The organism is Streptomyces albospinus (assembly GCF_014648695.1).
Taxonomy (GTDB): domain Bacteria; phylum Actinomycetota; class Actinomycetes; order Streptomycetales; family Streptomycetaceae; genus Streptomyces; species Streptomyces albospinus.
This window is the reverse complement of the sequence record NZ_BMRP01000007.1, coordinates 34263-57583: the sequence shown is the minus strand read 5'-3', so window position 1 is coordinate 57583 and position 23321 is coordinate 34263. Positions and strand designations below refer to the sequence as shown.

Sequence of the window (23321 nt, the reverse complement as noted above, 5' to 3'; positions counted from 1 at the left end):
GTTGGAATTCTCACTGCTCGGCCCGATCGCCGTGACGACCGGCTCAGGGGAGCTGTCGCTCGGGCCCGCCAAACGGCGCAGTGTGCTGGCGCTGCTGCTGCTCCAGCCCAACACCACCGTCCCACTGGAGCAGTTGATCGACTCCCTGTGGGAGGACGAGCCGCCTGAGCACGCCCGGACGGTCGTCCAGGGGCATGTCTCGCGGCTGCGCGCGACGCTGGCCGCAGGCGGTGCGGAGACGTACGGCATCGAGCTGGCCACGCACGGCTCCGCCTATCTGCTGCGGCTGCCGGAGCAACTGATCGACGCCCACCGCTTCAGTGAACTGGTGGCGCTGGCACGCCCGGAGGCGGCACCGGCCGACGCCGTGTCGCTGCTGCGCGAGGCGCTGGGGCTGTGGCGCGGCCCCGCGCTGACCGGCACGGTCAGCAGCCCGCCCTTCGCCGCCGCCGCGCATGCGCTGGAGGAGCGCCGGCTGACCGCCGTCGAGACGCTGGCGCGGGCCCACGGCGCGCTCGGCGAGCACGAACAGGCCGCGGCGATCCTCTACTCCGCGGCCGTCACCCACCCGTTGCGGGAAGGGCTGATCGCGGCGCTGATGCGGGCGCTGTTCCGTACGGGGCGGCAGTCCGACGCGCTGGAGTGGTTCCACCGCACCCGGCGGCTGCTCAACGAGGAGCTGGGCGTGGATCCCGGCGAGCGGCTGCGCCACGCGTACGAGGAGATTCTCCGCGCGGAGGCGGCGGATGGCGGCCGGAAGGCTGCGGCACCCGCGGGCGGGGCCGACAGCGGTTCCGCGGGCGGGTCGTCGTTTCACGTGAAACACGCGCAGGAGGAGCAGCCGACCGGGGATGCCGGCGCCGCTGCGGCCCCCGCGGAGGCCACGACGACGGGGACGGGCCGCGGGGACGGGCGGGCCGGAGCGGCACCGCGGCTGCTGCCCCGTCCGCCCGCCCGCTTCCTGGGCCGGGAGGGCCAACTCGGCGCGCTGACGGATGCGTTGACGGACCGTACGACGGGGGAGAGCCCGCTCGCGGTGGTCGCGGGGCCGGCCGGCGTCGGCAAGACCGCTTGCGCCGTGCAGTGGGCGCATCTGCACGCCGGGGCCTTCCCCGACGGGCAGCTCTTCGCCGATCTGCGCGGTTTCGGCGAGGGCGACGAGGCGGCGCCGGCCGAGATCCTGCGCGACTTCCTGCTGGCGCTCGGCACGCCGCCCGAGCGGGTGCCCGGATCCGCGCAGGCCGCCTCGGCACTGTTCCGTTCGCTGGTCGCCCACCGCCGGCTGCTGGTCGTCCTCGACAACGCCCGGAGTTCGGCGCAGGTGCGCCCGCTGCTGCCCGGCGGCCCGCACTGCGCCACGGTCGTCACCAGCCGCAGCCGGCTCGACGGCCTGGTCGCCACGGACTGCGCCCGGCCGGTGAGCCTCCAGGTGCTCGGCCACGAGGAGGGCGCGGCGCTGCTCGGCGCCATGCTCGGGCCGGAGCGGGTCGCGGAAGACCCGGCCGCCGCCGAGGAGTTGGTGGCGCTGTGCGACGGGCTGCCGCTGGCGCTGCGGGCCGCCGCCGCCCAGCTGACCGCCCGGCCGCGCTGGAAGCTGGCCCGGCTGGCCGCGGCACTGCGCGACGAACGGCGGCGGCTGGCGCTGCTGTCGGCGGAGGACACCGGGATCGCCGCGGCGCTGCGGATGTCCGTCGCCCGGCTGTCGGCGGATGACGCCCGGCTGCTGAGCGCGCTGGCGACCAGCGCGGACGGCCATCTCAACGCGTCCGTGGCGGCGGCGCTCGCCGGCTACGACCCGGAGCGCACCCAGGACGGCCTGGAGCGGCTCGCCGAGATGCATCTGGTGGACGAAGAGGCCACCGACGTCTACACGATCAGCACGCTGACGCAGCTGTTCGCGCGCGATGAGCGCGGTGAGCGCGGTGAGGGGAGCGGGCAGGGCGAGGGCTCCGGCGGTGGTGGCGGCTGAGCGCCGTGGCGGCGGGCGGCGGCCGTTAGGCAAGCGTTAGCGGCACGCCAGCGGCGGGCGGCAGTCTTGTGGACAGACCGCAGGACGACCGGGCCGGGCCGGACCGCACCCGGCCGCACCGCAGAGCGCACCGTACGGCGCGCTGCCCACGGGGGAGACCGACATGCCGCACACCGACGCCCACGCCCGCACCACCCGTACGCCCCGCACCGCCCGCCGCCGTACGGTGCGGATCGCGGCGGCCGGACTGACCGCCGTCGCCGCGCTCGCTCTCACCGCCTGCGGCGGCCAGGACGACCCGCTGAAGACCAGCGCCGCGAAGCCGTTCAACCCCGCGCCCCAGGACGCCAAGGACCCGGCGGCCAACGGCACGAAGGGTACGCAGGGTACGCAGGGCACGGAGGAGTCCAACGCCTCGGTGAGCGGCGGCGGGAGCGCCGCGAAGGGTAATGCGTCCGGTGGCCGCGGCGGCAACGCCACCGTGACGGACGGCTCGGCCGGCACTGCCCGGCAGCGCGGCTCGCATGCGCCGGGCGGGTCCACCGCCGGCCGGGGGCGGGGCGCCGGGCACACCGCGTGCGACGCCTCCCGGATCCGCATCGTGGCGAAGCCGCTGACCCGGCCGATCAACCATCTGCTGCTGGAGGCCACCAACACCTCCGGTACCACCTGCGACCTCTACGCCGCCCCGGTCCTGGCGTTCGAGGACGCCCAGTCGCCGGTCCCGGACCTGCCGGACAGCAAGCCGCAGGCCGTGGTCACCCTCGCGCCGGGCCGGTCCGGCTATGCCGGGGTGATGACGTCCGGTGGCGACGGCGGCGCGCACGGCCGCACGGTCACCTCGCTGTCCGTCTGGGTCGCGGGCCGTGACGGCAAGGGCAGCGTCGGCGGTGCGGCGAAGGTGGCGCTGCCGGGCGGCTCGGCCTACATCGACGACAGCGCCCGGGTGTCGTACTGGCAGGCGGACCCGAGCGACGCGGCCTCCTGGTAGGCCGGCCCGCCTCCTGGCAGGCCGATCCGTCGCTCCCTTGAGCGGGGCGCCCGCGACTCCCCCTGCGGGCGCCCCTTCGTCTGTCCCCGGGCCGAGGGCCGGCCGGGCGGCTCCCGCACGGTGTCCGGGCGGCTTCCGGACCGGCTGCGGCTGTCCCGTCATGTCCCACGCGGCCCGCCCGGTGTCCCGCAATGACGTCTCTCCCGCCGCGCCTTCGCAGGTCACAGCGTTGCCCGGCGGGCGGTACGTCCCATGGGACGCGGAACCGCGGACCGCGACGCGCGCCCGCCCCACCATGGTCTCCGTCGCCGCAACCGGCCATACGGACCGGACCGATTCGGAGGGGAACCGGCATGGACGAGCACGGCACCACGTACCCGGGGGGCGGCACAACCCCCGCGGACGGCACAGCATCCGCGATCCGCCGGACCGTGGTGCGCAGAGTGCTGCCCGCGGTCGCCGCGGCCGGCATCGGCGTCGCCGGGATCGCGGGGACCGCGCACGGCAGCGAGACCGCGGCCCCGGGAAGAGTGGCCGCCGCCGCAAGTTTCCCGACCTGGGGCGCCCGTTGGATCGTGCACGCCACGGCCGACACCGTCTCCCCCGCGGTCGGAATGATCAACAAGACCGCGGCGGGCCAGGACCGGATCACCGCCGACTACCAGGTCGACACCGGCCACCGGGTGTGCGAGGGCGGCGCCTGCTCGACGTACATGGCGCATCTGACCGGGCCGGTCGGCGGGTTCCTCAGCGTGGTCGCGGTGGCCGTCCCGCAGGACCGGCTGCCGGGCATACCGGTCCACGGCGCACCGCCGCCGCACCCCGGCCGCAGCCGCCAGGAGATGCTGGCGCGCGCCGCCACCTGGCTGACCGCCGACAACGGCGCCCAGGTCCCGTACAGCCAGGCCGAGTTCTGGAAGGACGGCTACCGCCAGGACTGCTCGGGCTATGTGTCGATGGCGCTCGGGCTGCCGGCGCCGGGCACCAACACCGTGGGGCTGGCCACCGACCGCGGCCTCACCCGGCCGATACCGCTCGGCGAACTGAAGGCCGGCGACCTGCTCGTCGACGCGATCGGCGACCACAACAACCGGCATGTCGTGATCTTCGAGAAGTGGAACAACGCCGCGCACTCCTCGTACACCGCATTCGAGCAGCGCGGTGGCCACGGCACCGACCACCGGAGCCTGACCTACGGCCTGCCGGGCGGCGACGCCCGGTTCAAGCCCTACCGTCCCGTGGAGTTCGGCGACTGACCCGTAGTGGGGGGGCGTGTTCCGGGATGGATCCGGGGCACGGAATCTGTTGCCACTTCACAGAGCGATCCGGGTGCGTTCCGGATCGCGTAACGAGGGGCACTTCCGTCACAGGGGAGCGGAAGTGCCCCTCGCGCGCGCATGTCCGCTGTGCTGGAATGCGAGACGTGCCTGGCCATGAGAACGACGCCGCCCATGTCCGCCGCAAGCCACTGGCCCCGCTCCCCGCCGAACTCTCCGGACCCGTACGGGACTTCGTCGCCGCCCTGCGCCGGATGCACGGCGAACTGGGCTACAGCCTTCAGGAGTTGGCGGGACGGCTGCCCGCCAGCCGGTCGTCCCTCTCGCGCTATCTGCGCGGCCAGAGCCTGCCCGACGAGCGGCTGCTGGTGCAGTGGTGCAAGCTCTCGTTCACCGGTGAGGACCGGATGCCCGCGCTGGTGGAGCTGCTGCACCGCGCCCAGGAGGCGGCGGACGCGCCGCCGGTGCCCGCACCGGAGCCCGGCGACGGGGCCGCGCCGGGTCCCGACCACCGGACGGAACCGGAGGGCCCGGCACCGGCCCGGCGCCGGCTGCGGCTGCTGCTCGCCGGGCTCGGCACCGCCGCCGTGCTGGCCGGTGCCGCGTTCGCCGTCCTGGCGCTGACCGCCCCGGACGGCGGCGGTCCGGCGGGGGGCGGCGGCCGGGCGCCGGCCGCATCGAGCGCGTCGACCGGAAGCGGCTCCGCCATGATCACCGTCAACAACGTCGAACGGGCCTGCCAGCACAGCCGCAGCGACTACTGCGGGCTGGGGCTGGCCCGTGATCCGTACGCGCCGTATCTGCGGCCCAATGTGGTGGGCCATGTCTGGCACGGCGATGTGCTGCACGCCGTCTGCGAGAGCGCCGACGGTGTCACCGTCACCGACGAGATGGGCGGGCACAGCAGTGTGTGGTTCCGGGTCGACCACGGCGGCGGGCAGGTCTGGATGCCGGGCATCCGGATCCGCCCGGAACAGCTGGCGAACGCGGCACTGCCCCGCTGCCGGGACGGATCGTGAATTTCCGGCCGTACCCCGTCCGACCTGCACGGACACCGGCCCGGCGGCGCACCCGCCCGGTCCCTGTGGACGCCGGTGGATAGCGTGGCGACGCCATGACAGACACCCATACCTGACCGCAGTGACTCCCCGGGGGGGACCTCTCATGACCGCACGCCGCACCACCGCCTGCGCCGCGCTGGCCCTCGGACTGGCCGGCTCGCTCGCCCTGACCGGCTGCAACAGCTCGAAAACACACAAGAGCTCGTCCTCGGCCTCCAAGAGCAAGCACCGCATCGTCGGCGGAGCGGCAGCGGGCGCGGGAGCGGGCGCGGGAGCGGGCGCCGCGGCCCGTCGCAACGGTCGTACGACGTCCTGCTCCCTCTCCACGTCCCGTTTGCAGTTCAACCAGCAGACGGGGCCGAAGGGGTATGTCTCCGTGCGGTACCGGAACTCCTCCAGCACATTGAGCTGCACGCTGTACGGCGCGCCGCTGCTGTCCTTCAACCAGGCGAAGACCCCGCTGCCGCCGGTGAAGGAGGGGTGGAGCCACCAGGTCACCCTCCGCCCCCGCGACACCGCCTACGCGGTCATCCCGACCAACACCCCCGCCGCTCTGGGCACTCGGCAGGAGAACGTGGCCGTCCGGTTCGCGCGGTCCACCGGGTCGCCGGTGACGTTCGACTTCGCCGAGAAGCGCGACGTCATCTCCGTCGGCCGGAGCAAGGTCAGCGACTGGAACAGCAGCCTCTCCGGAGCCAGGCTGGAAGCCGGCGTCGGCAACTGATCCGGCACGCGGGGCCCTGGCCTCCTAGGCCGGGGCCACGCCGTTGTCCGGGCTACTCCGCGTCCAGCCCCGCCAGGACGAGCCCCAGCCGGGCCGCGCCGCCGTCGGTGATCCGGACCGGAACACCCCAGTCCTGCTGGTGCACATGGCAGGCCGGGTACTCGATGTCCGGGGCGTCGTCGCAGGACGCGGCCATCGCCGAGACATGCAGCACGCCCTCGGTCACACCGTCCGCCAGCACCAGGTCCCGCACGAGATCGGTGCCCGCACCAGCACCGTCGGCGAGCAGCTCCGGCGGCGTCGCGCTGACCAGCAGCCGCGTCGAGGGGCCGTAGCGGGTGTCGAGCTTCTGGCCGGCGGGGGCCTGGAAGACCACGTCCAGCCGGAGGCCGCCCGGGGCGACGTCGGTGGCCGTGCGCCGGGTGCGGTGGGCCACCGCCTCGACGCGTACCGCCTCCTCGGGGAGCCGCAGGCGGGTCAGCCGGTGCCGCGCGGACTCCACGACCACGATGTCGTCGTCGGCGAGCACCGCCGCGGACGGTTCGCGCAGATCGGTCGCGAGCGTCGTCACCTCGCCGCTCGCGGGGTCGAAGCGGCGCAGCGCGTGGTTGTAGGTGTCCGCGACGGCGACCGAGCCGTCGGGCAGCGCGGTGACGCCCAGCGGGTGCTGGAGCAGGGCCTGCGCGGCGTCGCCGTCGCGGTGCCCGAAGTCGAAGAGCCCGGTGCCGACAGCCGTGCGGACCACGAAACCGTCCCCCGCAGCGCCGTCGCCGGCGCTCGCCGCCCGCTCGATCCAGCGCACCGCGCTGGTCTCCGAATCGGCGATCCACAGCCGGTCGCCGGCCGCCGCGAGCCCGGAGGGCTGGGCGAACCACGCCTCCGCGGCGGGCCCGTCCACCAGCCCCTCGTTGGTCGTGCCGGCCGCGACCGCGACCGTGCCGTCCGCCGGGTCGTACGTCCACAGCTGGTGCACCCCGGCCATCGCGATCCACAGCCGGTCCTGCCACCAGGCGAGGTCCCACGGCGAGGAGAGGTCCACCTCGCGGGCCGGCCCGGAGGTCGGCGAGCCCTGCCACCACTGCCTGCCGGTGCCGGCGACCGTCTCCAGCGCACCGCTCTCGGGGTCGAAGACCCGGACGGCGTGGTTGACGGTGTCCGCGACGGCGACCGTGCCGTCGGGCAGCAGCGCCAGGCCCTGCGGCTCGTTGAAGGAGTCCGGGCCCAGCCCGCGCTCACCGCTCCCGATACGGCGCAGCACCTGCTCGCCGTCGGCCGCCAGCTCCACCAGCTGATGCCGGGTGGTGTCCGAGACGAGGAAGGTGCCGCCGGGCAGCCGCACCGCCTTGCCGGGGAAGCGCAGGTCGGTGGCGACCGGCTCCGGCGGTACGTACGGGCCGTCGCCGCGCCGCAGCGTGCCCTTCGCGCCGTGCGCGGCGATCAGCTCCTCGACGAGCTTCTCGATGGCGTGCGCATGGCCCTCGCCCGCGTGCTGGGCGACCACATAGCCCTCGGGGTCGATCACCACGAGCGTCGGCCAGGCCCGCACCGCGTACTGCTTCCAGGTCGCGAGCTCGGGGTCGTCGAGGACCGGGTGCTCGACGCCGTACCGCTCGACGGCGTCCACGACCGCCTGGTGCTCGGCCTCGTGCACGAACTTCGGGGAGTGCACGCCGATGATCACGACCGAGTCGCGGTGCCGCTCCTCCAGCTCCCGCAGCTCGTCCAGGACATGCAGGCAGTTCACACAGCAGAAGGTCCAGAAATCGAGGATGACAATGCGTCCTCGCAGGTCGGAGAGGGTGAGATCATTTCCGCCGGTGTTGAGCCAGCCGCCCTTGCCGATCAGCTCGGGGGCCCGGACGCGCGCACGTGAAGCCATGTGGACATTCAACGTCACTCCGGTGCGCCCGCATTCCGCAGGGGCCAGGGGGAACACGTCACCCATGCTGCAATCCCACGGGGAGCACTCCCCGCGCTCCCGCAAGTACTTCGTGCACGACCGGATCTTCGGCATCGGCGAGGACTACTGGGTCGACGACGACCACGGTCGGCACGCCTTCCTGGTGGACGGGAAGGCGCTGCGCCTGCGGGAGACCTTCGAGCTCAAGGACACCGAGCGGCGGGTCCTGATCACCATCCGCAAGAAGATGCTCGGCCTGCGCGATGCGATGACGATCGAGCGGGACGACGCACCGCTGGCCACGATCAGGCGCAAGCGGCTGTCGCTGCTGCGCCACCACTACCGCGTGGAGCTGGTCGACGGCACCGAGCTGGACGTCAGCGGCAAGATCCTGGACCGGGAGTTCGCGGTCGAGTACGACGGCGAACTGCTCGCCGAGATCTCCCGGCGCTGGCTGACCGTACGCGACACCTATGCGGTCAATGTCGTACGGGAGGACGCCGATCCGCCGCTGCTGATCGCCATCGCGGTATGCGTGATCCGGATGGCCGAGCGGGAGCGCGGGGACCACTGAGCCGGCCGCCGGGGCGGGTGCGGCCAAGCGGCCCACCTCCGAAGGGAATTGACCGATTTCGCCAGTTCCGTACCGTTCGGGATCGGCGAACCGCGCACAGTACCACCGCCAAAGCTTTCGAACGGCTCCCCCGTCAAACATCCACCTACGATGGTCACCCGAAAGCACTGCCGGGGTGCCCGTGCGCAAAGTAACTTAACTGCACAGACAGCAGCCCGCGTACGAACCGTCCGAGGGGTCCCGTGACCGTCCATCCCAGCCTTCAGTCCTCCATCGATGCCTGGACGCATTCCATAGAAGCGATAACAGAGCTGGTGACGCCGCTCGTCGAGGGGGAGTGGAGCAGGGCGACGGACCTCCCAGGATGGTCCGTACGCGATGTCGTCTCCCACGTCATCGGCCTGGAATGCGAGATGCTGGGCGACCCGCGGCCGATCCACACACTGCCGCGCGACCTCTACCACGTACGGAGCGAGTCGGCCCGCCGCATGGAGGTCCAGGTCGACGTCCGCCGGCACCACACCGCACCGGAGATGCTCAGCGAGCTCGAATACACCGTCATCCGGCGGTCCCGGCAGCTGCGCAACGAGTCCCGCCAGCCGGACGCCGTGGTGCGCAGCCCGCTCGACGAGGACCGGACGCTGGAATTCGTGCTGGAGCAGCGAGCGTTCGATGTCTGGGTGCACGAGCAGGATCTGCGCCGGGCGCTCGGCAAGCCCGGCAACGCCGACTCCCCCGGCGCGCAGGTGACCCGCGATCTGCTGGTGCGGGTGCTGCCCGGCATCGTCGCCAAGCGGGCGCAGGCGCCCGCTGATTCGGCCGTTGTCTTCGACATCACCGGCCCGGTGGAGTTCATGCGCACGGTGCGGGTCGGCGCCGACGGCAAGGCGACGATCGACGGCAGTGTCTCGCTCGGCCCGACAGTGACGCTCGCCATGGACTGGGACACCTTCCACCGGCTGGCCTGCGGCCGGGTCCGCCCGGCGGCCATCGCCGAGCAGATCAAGATCGACGGAGACCACGAGCTGGCCCAGGCCATCCTCGACAACTTCGCGGTGACGCCGTAGCGGCTCCCCGGCAGCACGCCCCGGCGGGAACGGGTGGTCCTGACGGGGCGTTCCCCTGGACGCGGACATGCGGACCCGTGGCCCCGCGGAGCACAGCCTCAATGCGCCGAGGCTGCTGCCCGTCGACTGGACGACGAGCGGGGAGTTATCCGTTTCACGTGAAACGGCCTGCGCGGTTTCACGTGAAACCGGAGCCACTCCCCACCCGGGCCGCCAACTCCCCGCCGCCTTCCGGGAGATGGGGCATCCCCGGACGGCGCTCCTGGGCGCACCGGCGCACGGCGACACCGGCACCGGCGCCCGTCACGCGGGGACGTGAACCGCCTCCACCCTGCTAACGACCAGCCGCTCCCGCTCGCGCCGCGCCGCGCGCCGGCGCAGCCGCAGGATCTGCGAGAGGCCGATGGCCTCCAGCACGAAGACCGAGGAGAAGGCGATCCGGTAGTCGTCGCCGGTGGCGTCCAGGAGGACGCCGATGGCCAGCAGGGTCGTCATCGAGGCGGTGAAGCCGCCCATGTTGACGATGCCGGAGGCGGTCCCCTGGCGCTCCGGCGGGTTGGCGGGCCGGGCGAAGTCGAAGCCGATCATCGAGGCGGGACCGCAGGCGCCCAGCACCACGCAGAGCACGACCAGCAGCCACATCGGGGCGTGGGCGGCCGGCCAGCACAGGGTGAGGGTCCACAGCAGGGCGGTGGCGGCGACGGTGCTCAGGGCCAGCGGCGTACGGGCCGCGTGGTGGCGGGCGATGACCTGCCCGTAGACCAGGCCCACTCCCATGTTGGAGAGCACCACGAGCGTGAGCAGTTCACCGGCCGTGCCGCGGGAGAGGCCCTGCGCCTCGACGAGGAACGGCAGCCCCCACAGCAGCAGGAAGACCATCGCGGGGAACTGGGTGGTGAAGTGCACCCACATCCCCAGCCGGGTGCCCGGCTCGCGCCAGGCGTCCGCGATCTGCCGGCGCACGAACACGGCACCGCTGTGCTCGGCGGGCGCGGGCGGCGGCGCGAAGCCCTCGGGGTGGTCCTTGAGGAAGAGCAGCAGCAGGACCAGTACGGCGATACCGCCCAGCGCGCTGCCGGCGAAGGTCGTCGTCCAGCCGAAGGTGTGCAGCAACCGGGCCAGGACGAGGGTGGAGATCAGGTTGCCCGCCATGCCGACGAGCGCGGCGATCTGCGCGATCATCGGGCCGCGGCGGGCCGGGAACCACCGCGAGCCAAGCCGCAGCACGCTGATGAAGGTCATCGCGTCACCGCAGCCGAGCAGCGCGCGGGAGCCGAGCGCCATGGCGTACGACGCGGAGAGCGCGAAGCCGAACTGCGCGACGGTGTAGAGGACGACGCCGAGGGTCAGCACCTTTTTGGCGCCGAACCGGTCGACCAGCAGCCCGACGGGTATCTGCATGCCCGCGTACACGAGCAGTTGGAGGATCGAGAAGGTGGACAGCGCCGAGGCGTTGATGTGGAAGCGCTCCGCGGCGTCCAGGCCGGCCACGCCCAGGCTCGTGCGATAGGTGATCGCGACGAAGTACACCGCGACGCCGATGCCCCAGACCGCCATCGCCTTACGGCCGCCGGGCGGGTCCGAGGGCAGCAGCCGGGCGGCGCCTCCGCCTATGCCACCGCCGGCGGAGGTGTCGGCACTCTCATTCATCGCACGTCCCCCTGCGCGAGATTGCGGACCCAGCTGACGTGCCGCTGTACGGCGTCGGTGGCCGCGTCGGCGTCGCCCGCGCGCAGCGCTTCGAGGATTTCCGTGTGCTCGGCGATGTTCTTGGCGATCCGGTCGGGGTGGGCGTGCATGACCGCGACGCCCATCCGCAGCTGCCGGTCGCGCAGTTGCTCGTAGAGCCGGTCCAGGATCTGGTTGCCGGCGCTGCGCACGATGGCGGCGTGGAAGGCGCGGTCGGTGACGGAGACGGCGGCCAGATCGCCGGCCGCGGCCTGTTCGCGCATGGTCTCCACCAGCGCGCCGAGTTCCTCGATCAGCGTCTCGCTCGCGGGCACCGCCTTGGCCGCCGCGTGCTTCTCCACCAGCAGCCGGGTCTCGACGACATCGGCGATCTCCTGCGCGGAGACCGGCAGGACCAGGGCGCCCTTCTTGGGGTAGAGCTTGATCAGCCCCTCGACCTCCAGCCGCAGCAGCGCCTCGCGCACCGGGGTCCGCGACACCCCCACGGCGTCGGCGAGCTCCCCTTCGGTGAGCAGCATGCCGCCCTCGTAGCGGCGCTCCAGAACGGCGTCCTTGATGTGCGCGTAGACCCGCTCGGCGGCGGGGGGCTGCTTGGCGGGAACGGGACCGGTCTCCCTTGTGGGAGCGGTGGGCGTGGACGCTGACGGCATGCGCACAGGATAGATACAACAGGTATGCGACCGTCACGCCATTCCGCGATACGGACAATCCACAGGGTGTTTGTCCTGGTAGAAGCGTTATGAGCGGAACGGCCGGGGCCCGCGCACGGGCACCGGCCGCCCACACCTCAGCCGTGCATCAGCCCCTGGGCGATCAGCCTTTCGACCACCTGGCCATGGGCGGGCGCGCACCGCGTCCGCGCCCCCTCGCGGTCGAACCAGGCGTACTCGGCGATCTCCCGGCCGGGAGCCGGTGCGATGTCCTGGGGCCCGCCGGTGAAACAGGTCATGTGCAGCCGCCGGCCGTTCTTGCCGTGCGCGACGGCGTGGACGACGAACGCCTCCGTCAGCTCCTCCACGGGAATGCGCAGGCCGAGCTCCTCGGAGAGCTCACGGGACAGCGCCTCCCGGGCGGTCTCGCCCGGCTCGTACTTGCCGCCCGGGAGGTAGAAGGTGTCGTTCCCCCGCGTCCGTACGCTCAGCAGCCGGCCGTCGCGGACATGCAGCCAGGACACCGACTTCAGCGGCGCCTGGCGCTCCAGGGCGATCAGCGGATGGCCGGTCTGCTCGTCGGTCCGCTGCCCGCGCTCCGTGAAGCCCAGGTGCGCGTAGAAGCGGCGGGCCCGGGCGTTCTCCTCGAAGACCTCCAGGGACAGCGCGCCGTACCGCGCCGCCGCGTGCTCCAGCAGCTCCCGCCCGGTGCCGCCGCCTTGCGCCTCGGGCGCCACGAACAGCCCGCCGACCTCGGCGCCCCCGTCGTTCCCGGTCCCGCCGCCCAGCAGACCGAGCAGCCCGATCACGGTGCCGTCGCGCTCGGCGACCCAGTTCTCGGCCTCGACGAGATGCACCTCACGGAGGAGGCGGGCCCGCTCGCCCCCGCCCTCCCCCTCGATGAACGGATGCGCCTGCCGTGAAGCCCGGGACCACAGGTCGGTCGCCGCGTCCTGGTCGGCGGGCCGATAGCGCCGGATGATCGTTTGACTGCTCATTTCGCCGACCGTAGGCAGCCCGGCCAACGGCGGCAAACCCTTTCCGGCCGACCGCGCCCCGGCCGGAAGGGGGTCTCCAGGAGGACCGCCGGTCCGACTCAAGGCTGACGAGAGTCCGTACCTGGCGCGTACGGACGGGCCGGGATGCCGTGGGTGAATGGAGGCATGGAGTCGATGCGGCTCCGCAGGACAAGGGGAGTTGACCATGCAGCCCAGCACGAACACCGGCCGCCGCGCCCGGAACGCCGTCGTACTGGCCTTGATCGTCGCCGCCCTGTGGGCAGGCACCGCACTGACCCGCGGCGCCGCACAGGCCGATCCGTCCGCCCCGACGGGGCCCGTGGCGCACTTCGGTCGCGCTGTGGAGATCATCCGGGGCTGAGCAATGGCCGGGGGCGGTGTTTCACGTGAAACGCGCCGACCGTTTCACGTGGAACACCGCCCCTGATGCCGCTATGGGCTCCGCCGGCTCAGCCCCAGGTGATCAACCGCTTGGGCCGCTCCAGAATCGCCGCGATGTCCGCGAGGAGCTTGGAGCCCAACTCGCCGTCGATCAACCGGTGATCGAAGGACAGCGCGAGGGTGGTGACATGGCGCGGCTTGACCTCGCCCTTGTGCACCCACGGCTGGAGCTTGACCGCACCGAAGGCGAGGATCGCCGACTCCCCCGGGTTGAGGATCGGCGTACCGGTGTCGACGCCGAAGACGCCGACGTTGGTGATGGTGACCGTACCGCCGGACATCGCCGCCGGAGAGGTCTTGCCCTCGCGGGCGGTCGCCACCAGCTCGCCCAGTTCCGCGGCGAGTTGGGGGAGCGTCTTGGCGCCCGCGTCCTTGATGTTGGGGACGATCAGCCCGCGCGGCGTGGCCGCCGCGATCCCGAGGTTGACGTAGTCCTTGTAGACGATCTCCTGATTCGCCTCGTCCCAGGCCGCGTTGACCTCCGGGTGGCGCTTGAGCGCGACCAGGAACGCCTTGGCGACCAGCAGCAGCGGATTGACGCGCAGCCCGGCCATGTCCGGGTCCTGCTTCAGCTCCTGGACGAGCTTCATCGTGCGGGTCACGTCGACGGTGATGAACTCCGTGACATGCGGCGCGGTGAAGGCGCTGGCGACCATCGCCTGAGCGGTGGCCTTGCGCACGCCCTTGACCGGCACCCGGCGCTCGCGGGCCGCCGCGTCGAAGGTCCCGGCGGGCGCCGCCGCGGCCGGTGCGCTCACCTCGGCGACGACGGGCACCGCGGCCGGCGGAGCCGCGGCGGCAGTGGCCGCCGCGTACACGTCGTCGCGGGTGATGATCCCGCCCGCGCCGGTCGGGACCACCGTCGCCAGATCGATGCCGAGGTCCTTGGCGAGCTTCCGGACCGGCGGTTTGGCCAGCGGACGGTCGGCGGACGGCGCAGGAGCGGCCGGCACCGCGGGCACCTCCGGGACGACCACGGGGGTGGCCACCGGAGCGGATGCGGTCCGCCCGTTCAGCTCCGCCTGGAGCCCGGCGGTCACCGGCTCCGGCTGCGCCGGGACGGCCGGCGGCACCTTGCGCGCCCGGCGCTTGGTCGAGGCCGGCGCAGCGCCGTAGCCGACCAGCACGGCCTGCCGGCCCTGCGGCTCGGCCTCCTCCTCGGCGGGCGCGGCGGCCTCGCCCGGCTGCCCCGCGACGGGCCCGGCGCCCGGGTCGGTGTCGACCGAGATGATCACGGTGCCGACGTCGACGGTGGTGCCCTCGTCGAAGTTCAGCGCATGCACCACCCCGTCGTAGGGGATGGGCAGTTCGACGGCGGCCTTGGCGGTCTCGACCTCGCAGACGACCTGGCCGTCGGTGACGGTGTCACCGGGCTTGACGTACCACTTGAGGATCTCGGCCTCGGTGAGCCCCTCGCCCACGTCGGGCATCTTGAACTCGCGGATGCGCTGCGCGTTCGCGGCGCCGGCGGTTCCTGTAGTCATGGTCACGGCTCTCCTCAGCCCTCAGTACGCCAGCGCGCGGTCAACGGCGTCAAGCACCCGGTCCAGTCCCGGCAGGTACTCGTCCTCCAGCCTGGACGGCGGGTACGGGGCGTGGAAGCCGCCGACCCGCAGCACCGGTGCCTCCAGGTGGTAGAAGCAGCGCTCGGTGATCCGGGCCGCGATCTCCGCACCGGAGCCGAAGAAGACCGGCGCCTCGTGGACCACGACCAGCCGGCCGGTCTTCTCCACCGAGGACTGCACGGTGTCGAAGTCGATCGGGGAGATCGAGCGCAGGTCGACGACCTCGACCGACTTGCCCTCCTCGGCCGCGACGTTGGCGACGTTCTCGCAGACCTTCACCATCGGACCGTAGGCGGCCAGGGTGAGGTCGGAGCCGGTGCGGGTGATCCGGGCCTTGTGCAGCGGGTCCGGGATCGACTCGGTGTCCAGCCGCGACTTGTCGTGGTAGCGGCGCTTGGGCTCGAAGTAGATGACCGGGTCGTCGCCGGCGATGGCCTGCTGGAGCATCCAGTAGGCGTCGGAGGCGTTCGAGGGGGAGACCACCTTGAGGCCCGCGACATGCGCGAACAGCGCCTCGGGGGACTCGGAGTGGTGCTCGACCGCGCCGATGCCGCCCGCGTACGGGATGCGGATGACGACCGGCACCTTGACCTTGCCGAGCGCCCTCGCGTGCATCTTCGCGAGCTGGGTGACGATCTGGTCGTAGGCGGGGAAGACGAAGCCGTCGAACTGGATCTCGGCAACGGGGCGGTAGCCGCGCAGGGCCAGGCCGATCGCGGTGCCGATGATGCCGGACTCGGCGAGCGGGGTGTCGATCACCCGCTCCTCGCCGAAGTCCTTCTGGAGGCCGTCGGTGACGCGGAAGACGCCGCCGAGCTTGCCGACGTCCTCGCCCATGACGAGGACCTTGGGGTCGGCCTCCATGGAGGCACGCAGCGAGGCGTTGATCGCCTTGGCGATGGTGATCTTCTCGAAGACGGCCATGGTCAGTTCCCCTCCGCGATGGCATCGGCGTCGGCGAACGACGCCTGGTACGCGGCGAACTGCGCGCGCTCCTCATCGACGAGCGCATGCCCGTCGGCATAGACGTTCTCGAAGATCGCCATGGTGTCCGGGTCGGGCATCGCCCGTACGACATCGCGGACCCGCTTGCCCAGGGCCTCGCTCTCCTCGTCGATCGCGGCGAGGTACGCCTCGTCGACGAAGCCCTCGGACTCCAGATACGTCCGCAGCCGCAGGATCGGGTCCTTGGCCTCCCACGCCAGCGTCTCCTCGTGGGCCCGGTACTTCGTCGGGTCGTCGGAGGTGGTGTGCGCACCCATCCGGTAGGTGAACGCCTCGATGAGCATGGGGCCCTGGCCGGTGCGGGCCCGCTCCAGTGCCGCCTTGGTCACCGCCAGGCAGGCCAGTACGTCATTGCCGTCGACCCGTACGCCGGGGAAGCCGAAGCCGCGGGCGCGCTGGTAGAGCGGCACCCGGGTCTGCTTCTCGGTGGGCTCGGAAATCGCCCACTGGTTGTTCTGGCAGAAGAAGACGACCGGAGCGTTGTAGACCGCGGAGAAAGTGAAGGATTCGGCGACATCGCCCTGGCTGGAGGCGCCGTCACCGAAATACGCGATGACCGCGGAATCCGCGCCGTCCTTCTGCACGCCCATCGCATAGCCGGTCGCGTGCAGCGTCTGCGAACCGATCACGATGGTGTAGAGGTGGAAGTTGTTGCTGTTGGGGTCCCAACCGCCGTGATTGACACCCCGGAACATTCCCAGCAGGTTCGTCGGGTCGACGCCACGGCACCAGGCCACACCGTGCTCGCGGTAGGTCGGGAAGACATAGTCGTCGTCGCGCAGCGCCCGGCCGGAGCCGATCTGGGCGGCCTCCTGGCCCAGCAGCGAGGCCCACAGGCCCAGTTCTCCCTGGCGCTGGAGCGTGGTCGCCTCGGCGTCGAAGCACCGCGTCAGCACCATGTCGCGGTACAGCCCGCGCAGTTCCTCGGGAGAAAGATCGATCGCGTAATCCGGGTGCTCGACCCGCTTCCCTTCCGGGGTCAGCAGTTGTACGAGCTGGTCCTGCTCCGCCTGGTCCGCACGGCCGCTGTTCCCGGCCTTGGACTGCGGCGCCTTGTTCGTCGGCGTCGCCTTTTTGGCGGTGGTGCGCTTGCTGCCGCCGCGGGCGGTTTTCCGCTCGGCAGTGCCTTCCACGGTCACGTGCTGCTCCTCCGTCTGTCCGGCCCCCGGGGTCCGCCGGTGGCCGTATTGCGGCTCACCCGGTATCCGATACGGCGCACGGGGTGTGTGCGAACGCGGCCGGATCCGGGTGGAACAAAGCGCCCGGAGTGGCCTGCTCATTGCACGTTACCCATTGCCAATGGGTAAGTGGAAACCGCTCTGACCTGCGATTTTGCTTGGATTTCCAAGTAAATCGCGAAGGCCGGTAACAACTCCTGGTCACAGCGTTGCAGGCCACCGGGACAACGGCACGTTATATCGGTGACCTGGAGCACGGGAAGGGTTGATGTGTGAGACTGGGAAGGTGCGCGAAGACGGAAAAATCACGGTTTTCCTGCTCGATGACCACGAAGTGGTCCGGCGGGGCGTCCACGAAATGCTGTCGGTCGAGGAGGACATCGAGGTCGTCGGCGAGGCCGGCACGGCCGCAGACGCGCTGGTCAGGATCCCGGCGACGCGTCCGGACGTGGCGGTGCTCGACGTCCGGCTCCCGGACGGCAGCGGCGTCGAGGTCTGCCGTGAGATCCGCGCCCAGAACGAGGACATCAAATGCCTGATGCTCACCTCGTTCGCCGATGACGAGGCGCTTTTCGATGCGATCATGGCCGGTGCGTCCGGATATGTCCTCAAGGCCATTCGGGGCAGCGAACTCCTCTCCGCGGTCCGCGACGTGGCAGCCGGAAAGTCGCTGCTCGATCCGGTGGCCACCGCCCGCGTCCTGGAACGGCTGCGCGACGGGAACACCGCGAAAGGCGACGACCGGCTGGCGAATCTCACCGAGCAGGAACGCAAGATCCTCGATCTCATCGGCGAGGGCCTGACCAATCGCGCAATCGGCGAACGGCTCCATCTCGCCGAGAAAACGATCAAGAATTACGTTTCCAGCCTGCTGTCCAAGCTCGGCATGGAACGCCGCTCCCAGGCCGCCGCCTATGTCGCCCGCATGCAGGCCGAACGGCGCTGACCAGGCCCTGAGCGCAGGCCACGGCCGCGGCACCGGCGAGACCGCGTCCGGGGAAAAGGACCAACGTCCCACGGCTCCGGGGCTGCCGCCCCTACCCACCGACGCGCCCGGCGGGCAGGGTGGAACCATGCCCACCGACGACTTCCGTTCCATCGAGCTGCTCAGCCGCACCCCCTACGGGCGCGTATCGGCCAGCCGTCGGGCGCTCCCCTTCACCACCGTCACCCGGCACATCGTCGTCGACGGCCGGCTGATCCTGCGGCTGCACCGCGGCTACGGCTACCACCAGGCCCTGGACGGCAGCGTCGTCGCGTACGAGGCCGACAACGTCAACAGCGGCGAACCCGACACCTGGTCCGTGCAGTTCACCGGCACCGCCCGGGTCATCCTGCCGACCCCCGCCGAGCGCGAGCTGTTCGGCCGCACCCCGCGGCTGGCCGACGGGGCGCCCTTCGACCCGGTCTTCCTGCGGATCGAGCCGGAGTTCGTGACGATGCATTACCTCACGGACGTACCGGTCTTCCGATATGCACACCCTCTGTAAGGCTTTCCGGAATACCCACTCCAGTGGGCGTAGTTGATCTAACATCTGGCGCGTGCTGCGCTCATCTGTAGTCCGGCCGGCGGCGACGCCCGACCGTGACACCCTCGGATCCCTGCTGCGCCACTACGACCGCGCCGGCGCGCCGCTCTCCTGCGAACCCGTCGCCGAGGGCCTGCTCAACCACGGCTACTTCCTCGCCACCACCCGCGGGCGCTACTTCCTCAAGCACCACCTCGACGGCGACCGCGCCGCCCTCACCCGCCAGCACCGCGCCTCCCGCCGGCTCGCCGGGCTCGGCCTGCCCGTCGCCCCGCCGGTCGCCGACGCGGACGGCGGCACCGTCACCGTCCTGGACGGCCGCTGCTACGCCCTGCACCCCTGGATCGAGGGCCGGCACCTGGGCGGCACCGCGCTGACCGCCGCCCAATCCCGCCGGCTCGGCGCCCTGCTCGGCCTCGTCCACACCGCGCTGGCCCAGGTCATGGCGGACGAGCCGGCCCCGCCGCGGCCACCCGGCACGGACGCCGCCGCCGACCCCGAGCGCACCTTCGAGACCATCGACGAACTGCTGGCCCTGGCCCGCGGCGCCCGCCCCCGCACCAGCTTCGACGAGCTCGCCGAGCACCGGCTCCTGGAACGCCGGGCCCTGCTGGACCGGCAGGCGCACCGCCGTCCGCCGGCCGGCGCGGAACCCCCGGCGGGCTGGGTTCACGGCGACTTCCATCCGCTGAACGTGCTCTACCGCGGCACGGAACCGACCGCGATCGTCGACTGGGACCGGCTGGGCGTCCAACCACGCGCCGAGGAAGCGGTACGCGCCGCCGCGATCTTCTTCGTCCGCCCCTGCGGCACCCTGGACCTGGCCAAGGTCGCGGCGTACGCGAGCGCCTACCGGGCCGTCTGCGGGGCCGATGCCGACGAACTGGCCGCGGCCGTCCACCGGGTGTGGTGGGAGCGGCTGAACGACTTCTGGATGCTCACCTGGCGCTACCGGCTGGGCGACCGCCGCACCGATCCGCAGTTCCCCGCGGCAGCGGCGCTCGCGGTGTGGTGGACCCGCGAATACCCGGCCGTACGCAAGGCGTTCACGGGCTGACCCACGCGGGTCAGCCCGTCCGCGGCGGGTCAGCCGCCGGTCGTACCGAGCGTCGTACCGCCGTTGTTGATCCCGCCGTTGCCGGTCCCGCCGTTCGTCGTGCCGCCGTTCGTCGTCCCGCCGTTCGTGGTGCCACCGTTGGTGGTCCCGCCGGTGGTGGTGCTGGGCGGCGCCGAGGTCGGCGGCTCGGAGCTCGGCGGTGCCGAGGTCGGCGGCTCCGAGCTGGGCGGCTCGGACGACGGCGGGGCGCTGGGCCGGTGGCTCGGCCGGTGGGTGTAGGTGTTCCCGCCGCCGGTCGAACTGCCCGGGAACGTCTCGTGGGTGGTCTGCTCGTCCGTCGGCGGCGCGCTGGACTCCTCGGACTGCGACACCGACGGCGACTGGACCACCGGGGGCTGGTGCTTGCGCTTCTGGCCGCTGGTGTTCTGCATCGCGAAGGCCACGCCCACCGCGATGGCGATCAGTGCGAGCACCGCGATCAGCCAGACCTTGCCGCGACCGCCCTTGCCCGACCGGTGCCCGCCCTCGTCGTCCCGCATCCCGGGCGCGACGATCGGCTGCGCCGCGGTCCGGCCGGCGTCCGGGTGCGACAGCGCCGTGGTCTCACCGGCGCCGCCACCACCGCGGAGGGCCATGGTGTGACCGCCGTCGTGCATCGCGACCGGGCCGGTGTTCCAGGTGCCGGTGTGGCCGCCCTGCTCGTGCAGCATCTGGAGCGAGTACTGGACCAGACCGCGCATCTCCTCGGCGGTCTGGAAGCGGTCGTCGGGGTCCTTGGCCAGCGACCGCATGACCAGGCCGTCCAGCTCCGGCGGCACCGCCTCGGCGACCTCGGAGGGCGGCACCGGCATGTCCTGGACGTGCTGGTAGACGACCGACAGCGGGGTCTCACCGGTGAACGGAGGCCGCAGCGCGAGGAGTTCGTACAGCAGGCAGCCGGTCGCGTACAGGTCGGAGCGGGTGTCGACGGTCTTGCCGAGCGCCTGCTCCGGGGAGAGGTACTGGGGCGTGCCCATGACCATGCCGGTCTGGGTCATGGTCGACTGCGCACCGTGCAGCGCACGAGCGATGCCGAAGTCCATGACCTTCACGGCGCCGCTGTTCGTGATGATCACGTTCGCGGGCTTGATGTCGCGGTGCACGATGCCGTGCTGGTGGCTGTAGGCCAGCGCTTCCAGGACGCCGGAGACGATGATCAGCGCCTGGTCCGGCGGCGGGGCGTCCGCATTGAGCAGCAGATCGCGGATGGTGTGGCCCTCGACCAGCTCCATCACGATGTACGGCACGGTGTTGCCGCCGACGAAGTCCTCACCGGAGTCGTAGACCGCGACGACCGCGTGGTGGTTCAGCCCGGCCACGGACTGCGCCTCACGCGTGAAGCGCGCCTTGGACACCGGGTCCTCGGCGAGATCGGCGCGCAGCAGCTTGACGGCGACGGTCCGGCCCAGCCGTACGTCCTCGGCCGCGAACACCTCCGCCATGCCGCCGCGGCCCAGCCGGCGCGTCAGCCGGTAGCGGCCGTCGCCGACCAGTCCGCCGTTACCCCACATCTCCGGTGCGTCCGGGACATTGGAGCCGGTGGCGTCAGGATCGGACGGCCCCTGGGGGCGCTGCGTCGGTGCCATCGGTCCTCGCCGTCGAATCGATCCGCGTTACAGCGGTAAGGTCTCGGTCTTCGCTAGAGCACGCTACAGGTTCCTCGGCACCCACCGGTCCGTCGTGGACCGGCCATCAAACCCTCCACCCACCAAGTGTGGCAAGTTCACCAGGGGTGACCGGAAGGCCGAAACCTCTCCTACCCGTGATCGGATCTTGCACATCTGGTCACGGAACGGGCACACAGCTTGACGTGTCCGCGGCCTGGGGCAGACTTGGCTGCGGAATTCCAGATTTTGATTGCCACACATATGGGCAGTGCGCCTAGGGGGAAGCGGAACCATGAGCCAGGACGGCGCTCAGGGCCAATTCGAGGGCCGTTCGGTCGGCGGTGGACGTTACCAGCTTCGTGATCTTCTCGGAGCCGGCGGCATGGCATCCGTTCACCTCGCCTACGACAGCGTGCTGGACCGCGAGGTCGCAATCAAGACCCTGCACACCGAACTCGGCCGCGAGCAGGCGTTCCGCGAACGCTTCCGGCGCGAGGCCCAGTCAGTGGCGAAGCTCACGCACACCAACATCGTCTCGGTCTTCGACTCCGGCGAGGACGAGCTCGACGGCGGCATGGTGCCGTACATCATCATGGAGTACGTCTCCGGGCAGCCGCTCCGCTCCGTGCTGGACACCGACATCGCCCAGCACGGCGCGATGCCGACGGAAAAGGCGCTGAAAATCACCGCCGATGTGCTCGCCGCGCTGGAGGCGAGCCATGAGATGGGCCTGGTCCACCGGGACATCAAGCCGGGCAACGTCATGATGACCAAGCGCAATGTCGTCAAGGTCATGGACTTCGGTATCGCCCGCGCCATGCAGTCCGGCGTGACGTCCATGACGCAGACCGGCATGGTCGTCGGCACCCCGCAGTACCTCTCGCCCGAGCAGGCACTGGGCCGCGGTGTGGACGCGCGCTCCGACCTCTACTCCGTCGGCATCATGCTCTTCGAGCTGCTGACGGGCCAGCTGCCGTTCGACGCGGACTCCCCGCTGGCCATCGCCTACGCCCACGTCCAGGAAGAGCCGCCGGTCCCGTCGAGCATCAACCGCTCGCTGCCGCCGGCCGTGGATGCGCTGGTGGCCCGCGCGCTGAAGAAGAACCCCAACGAACGGTTCCCGACCTCGGAGGCGATGCGGGACGAGTGCCTGCGGATCGCCGGGTCCGCCCAGTCCGGGGCGACGCCGCTGATCATCAGCGAGGGCCCGCGCGCCCGCACCAGCGGCTCGTCGGTGTCCTCCGCGGTGTTCCCCACCGCGTCGGGCACCCCGCAGACCCCGGTCCCGCCGAACGTCCAGCAGCCGTACCAGCCGACGCAGGCGGCCTTCGGTCCCTCGACGCCGCCGCCGGTGAACAACGCCTTCCCGACGCCGGCGCCGACCCCGGCGCCGTTCGCCAACGCCGGTTTCCAGGCCCCGCCGCCGTTCACCGGGCCGCCGGTGCCGCCGGTGACCGGCTCGATGCCGTCGGCCGGTGGCCCGCGGCCCCGGAAGAACAACAGCCCGGTGATCATCGTCGCGGCGGTGGTCGGCGTGGTCGTGGTCACCGCGATAGCCATCGGTATCGGCCTGAGCGCCGGCAGCTCGGGTGACGACGGCGGTGGCTCCCCGTCGTCGTCGTACACGCCGTACTCCTACACCCCGTCGCCGACCAACAGCGTCCGGCCCGAGGACAAGACGGCGACGATCCTGGCGTCCGAGTGCACCAGCCCGGCCAAGAGCTACAGCGACAAGGGCAAGATCCTCGTCCCGTCCTTCAAGTACAAGAACCTGGACTCGGTCAAGGCGTGCATCCAGGCGGCCGGCTGGAAGTACAAGGTCGTCAGGGAAGAGAACGACTCGCTCTGGGCCAAGAACACCGTCACGGACCAGACCCCGGCAGCCATCAGCTGGTGGGACCCGAACAGCGGCGACACCATCCAGCTGACCATCTCGACCGGCCGCAGCAACTGACGGCAGCGGACAGCAGACGGCGGAG

Annotated in this window: 20 protein-coding genes; 12 read left to right on the top strand and 8 right to left on the bottom strand. The window is 71.7% G+C overall.

Translation table 11 applies throughout. The features are described from left to right. The first annotated feature begins 1 nt into the window (after position 1). From IEZ17_RS12140 to IEZ17_RS12120, 5 genes are all read left to right on the top strand, one after another. Positions 2–1969, top strand: a complete 1968-nt coding sequence (locus IEZ17_RS12140; protein ID WP_189299379.1) for an AfsR/SARP family transcriptional regulator — start codon at positions 2–4, stop codon at positions 1967–1969. Positions 1970–2132: 163 nt separating this feature from the next. Next, positions 2133–2960, top strand: coding sequence for a DUF4232 domain-containing protein (locus tag IEZ17_RS12135; RefSeq protein ID WP_189299378.1), 828 nt, complete (start codon positions 2133–2135; stop codon positions 2958–2960). A 353-nt stretch (positions 2961–3313) separates the two neighbouring features. After that, a complete protein-coding gene (locus IEZ17_RS12130; protein ID WP_189299376.1) occupies positions 3314–4216 on the top strand; it encodes a hypothetical protein in 903 nt (300 codons plus the stop codon). A gap of 158 nt (positions 4217–4374) precedes the next feature. After that, positions 4375–5256, top strand: a complete 882-nt coding sequence (locus tag IEZ17_RS12125; RefSeq protein WP_189299374.1) for a helix-turn-helix domain-containing protein — start codon at positions 4375–4377, stop codon at positions 5254–5256. Positions 5257–5401: 145 nt separating this feature from the next. Then, a complete protein-coding gene (locus IEZ17_RS12120; protein WP_189299372.1) occupies positions 5402–6022 on the top strand; it encodes a DUF4232 domain-containing protein in 621 nt (206 codons plus the stop codon). A gap of 52 nt (positions 6023–6074) precedes the next feature. Here IEZ17_RS12120 and IEZ17_RS12115 read toward each other — a convergent pair whose 3' ends face one another. Further along, entirely contained in the window at positions 6075–7901 is a 1827-nt protein-coding gene (locus IEZ17_RS12115; protein WP_189299370.1) for an NHL domain-containing thioredoxin family protein, read from the bottom strand. 64 nt (positions 7902–7965) lie between these two features. Between IEZ17_RS12115 and IEZ17_RS12110 the strand changes: the two genes are divergently transcribed. Together IEZ17_RS12110 and IEZ17_RS12105 are read left to right on the top strand one after the other, a co-directional pair. Beyond that, complete coding sequence (locus tag IEZ17_RS12110) at positions 7966–8496, top strand: LURP-one-related/scramblase family protein (protein ID WP_189299368.1); 531 nt, start codon at positions 7966–7968, stop codon at positions 8494–8496. 242 nt (positions 8497–8738) lie between these two features. Continuing rightward, on the top strand, positions 8739–9563 hold the full coding sequence (locus tag IEZ17_RS12105) for a maleylpyruvate isomerase family mycothiol-dependent enzyme (protein ID WP_189299366.1): 825 nt from the start codon (positions 8739–8741) through the stop codon (positions 9561–9563). 303 nt (positions 9564–9866) lie between these two features. Here IEZ17_RS12105 and IEZ17_RS12100 read toward each other — a convergent pair whose 3' ends face one another. The 3 genes from IEZ17_RS12100 to IEZ17_RS12090 form a co-directional block, all read right to left on the bottom strand. Further along, positions 9867–11120: an MFS transporter gene (locus IEZ17_RS12100; protein ID WP_373299800.1), complete on the bottom strand. Its 1254-nt coding sequence runs from the start codon at positions 11118–11120 to the stop codon at positions 9867–9869. A gap of 89 nt (positions 11121–11209) precedes the next feature. After that, positions 11210–11902, bottom strand: coding sequence for a GntR family transcriptional regulator (locus tag IEZ17_RS12095; RefSeq protein WP_189299362.1), 693 nt, complete (start codon positions 11900–11902; stop codon positions 11210–11212). Positions 11903–12039: 137 nt separating this feature from the next. After that, positions 12040–12900 carry a GNAT family N-acetyltransferase gene (locus IEZ17_RS12090; RefSeq protein WP_189299360.1) on the bottom strand — a complete coding sequence of 287 codons (861 nt, stop codon included), beginning with the start codon at positions 12898–12900 and terminating at the stop codon, positions 12040–12042. A 205-nt stretch (positions 12901–13105) separates the two neighbouring features. Here IEZ17_RS12090 and IEZ17_RS12085 point away from each other — a divergent pair, with 205 nt between their 5' ends. Next, positions 13106–13282, top strand: a complete 177-nt coding sequence (locus tag IEZ17_RS12085) for a hypothetical protein (protein ID WP_189299358.1) — start codon at positions 13106–13108, stop codon at positions 13280–13282. Between the two features lie 88 nt (positions 13283–13370). On the opposite strand, the gene IEZ17_RS12080 is transcribed toward IEZ17_RS12085, so the two are convergent. From IEZ17_RS12080 to pdhA, 3 genes are read right to left on the bottom strand one after another with little or no spacing between them, the layout of a single operon-like run. Continuing rightward, on the bottom strand, positions 13371–14846 hold the full coding sequence (locus IEZ17_RS12080; RefSeq protein ID WP_189299356.1) for a dihydrolipoamide acetyltransferase family protein: 1476 nt from the start codon (positions 14844–14846) through the stop codon (positions 13371–13373). A gap of 21 nt (positions 14847–14867) precedes the next feature. Further along, positions 14868–15851, bottom strand: a complete 984-nt coding sequence (locus IEZ17_RS12075; RefSeq protein ID WP_189299354.1) for an alpha-ketoacid dehydrogenase subunit beta — start codon at positions 15849–15851, stop codon at positions 14868–14870. A gap of 2 nt (positions 15852–15853) precedes the next feature. After that, on the bottom strand, positions 15854–17071 hold the full coding sequence (gene pdhA, locus IEZ17_RS12070; RefSeq protein ID WP_189299352.1) for a pyruvate dehydrogenase (acetyl-transferring) E1 component subunit alpha: 1218 nt from the start codon (positions 17069–17071) through the stop codon (positions 15854–15856). A gap of 325 nt (positions 17072–17396) precedes the next feature. Between pdhA and IEZ17_RS12065 the strand changes: the two genes are divergently transcribed. The 3 genes from IEZ17_RS12065 to IEZ17_RS12055 all read left to right on the top strand — a co-directional run bounded on the left by IEZ17_RS12065 (position 17397) and on the right by IEZ17_RS12055 (position 19696). Continuing rightward, entirely contained in the window at positions 17397–18056 is a 660-nt protein-coding gene (locus tag IEZ17_RS12065; RefSeq protein ID WP_308427636.1) for a response regulator, read from the top strand. A gap of 127 nt (positions 18057–18183) precedes the next feature. Further along, positions 18184–18600, top strand: a complete 417-nt coding sequence (locus tag IEZ17_RS12060; RefSeq protein WP_189299348.1) for a pyridoxamine 5'-phosphate oxidase family protein — start codon at positions 18184–18186, stop codon at positions 18598–18600. Between the two features lie 52 nt (positions 18601–18652). After that, complete coding sequence (locus IEZ17_RS12055; RefSeq protein WP_189299346.1) at positions 18653–19696, top strand: phosphotransferase; 1044 nt, start codon at positions 18653–18655, stop codon at positions 19694–19696. Positions 19697–19725: 29 nt separating this feature from the next. Here the strand turns inward: IEZ17_RS12055 and IEZ17_RS12050 are convergent, their stop codons facing one another. Continuing rightward, positions 19726–21321, bottom strand: a complete 1596-nt coding sequence (locus IEZ17_RS12050; protein ID WP_189299344.1) for a protein kinase domain-containing protein — start codon at positions 21319–21321, stop codon at positions 19726–19728. A 313-nt stretch (positions 21322–21634) separates the two neighbouring features. Between IEZ17_RS12050 and IEZ17_RS12045 the strand changes: the two genes are divergently transcribed. Further along, on the top strand, positions 21635–23296 hold the full coding sequence (locus IEZ17_RS12045) for a Stk1 family PASTA domain-containing Ser/Thr kinase (protein WP_189299342.1): 1662 nt from the start codon (positions 21635–21637) through the stop codon (positions 23294–23296). Positions 23297–23321: the final 25 nt, after the last annotated feature.

Coding starts and splice junctions, on each gene's coding strand:
- IEZ17_RS12135 (WP_189299378.1), top strand. CDS start 2,133: ATGCCGCACACCGACGCCCACGCCCGCACCACCCGTACGCCCCGCACC.
- IEZ17_RS12130 (WP_189299376.1), top strand. CDS start 3,314: ATGGACGAGCACGGCACCACGTACCCGGGGGGCGGCACAACCCCCGCG.
- IEZ17_RS12125 (WP_189299374.1), top strand. CDS start 4,375: ATGCGAGACGTGCCTGGCCATGAGAACGACGCCGCCCATGTCCGCCGC.
- IEZ17_RS12120 (WP_189299372.1), top strand. CDS start 5,402: ATGACCGCACGCCGCACCACCGCCTGCGCCGCGCTGGCCCTCGGACTG.
- IEZ17_RS12115 (WP_189299370.1), bottom strand. CDS start 7,901: ATGGCTTCACGTGCGCGCGTCCGGGCCCCCGAGCTGATCGGCAAGGGC.
- IEZ17_RS12110 (WP_189299368.1), top strand. CDS start 7,966: ATGCTGCAATCCCACGGGGAGCACTCCCCGCGCTCCCGCAAGTACTTC.
- IEZ17_RS12100 (WP_373299800.1), bottom strand. CDS start 11,120: ATGGCGGTCTGGGGCATCGGCGTCGCGGTGTACTTCGTCGCGATCACC.
- IEZ17_RS12095 (WP_189299362.1), bottom strand. CDS start 11,902: ATGCCGTCAGCGTCCACGCCCACCGCTCCCACAAGGGAGACCGGTCCC.
- IEZ17_RS12090 (WP_189299360.1), bottom strand. CDS start 12,900: ATGAGCAGTCAAACGATCATCCGGCGCTATCGGCCCGCCGACCAGGAC.
- IEZ17_RS12085 (WP_189299358.1), top strand. CDS start 13,106: ATGCAGCCCAGCACGAACACCGGCCGCCGCGCCCGGAACGCCGTCGTA.
- IEZ17_RS12080 (WP_189299356.1), bottom strand. CDS start 14,846: ATGACTACAGGAACCGCCGGCGCCGCGAACGCGCAGCGCATCCGCGAG.
- IEZ17_RS12075 (WP_189299354.1), bottom strand. CDS start 15,851: ATGGCCGTCTTCGAGAAGATCACCATCGCCAAGGCGATCAACGCCTCG.
- IEZ17_RS12060 (WP_189299348.1), top strand. CDS start 18,184: ATGCCCACCGACGACTTCCGTTCCATCGAGCTGCTCAGCCGCACCCCC.
- IEZ17_RS12050 (WP_189299344.1), bottom strand. CDS start 21,321: ATGGCACCGACGCAGCGCCCCCAGGGGCCGTCCGATCCTGACGCCACC.
- IEZ17_RS12045 (WP_189299342.1), top strand. CDS start 21,635: ATGAGCCAGGACGGCGCTCAGGGCCAATTCGAGGGCCGTTCGGTCGGC.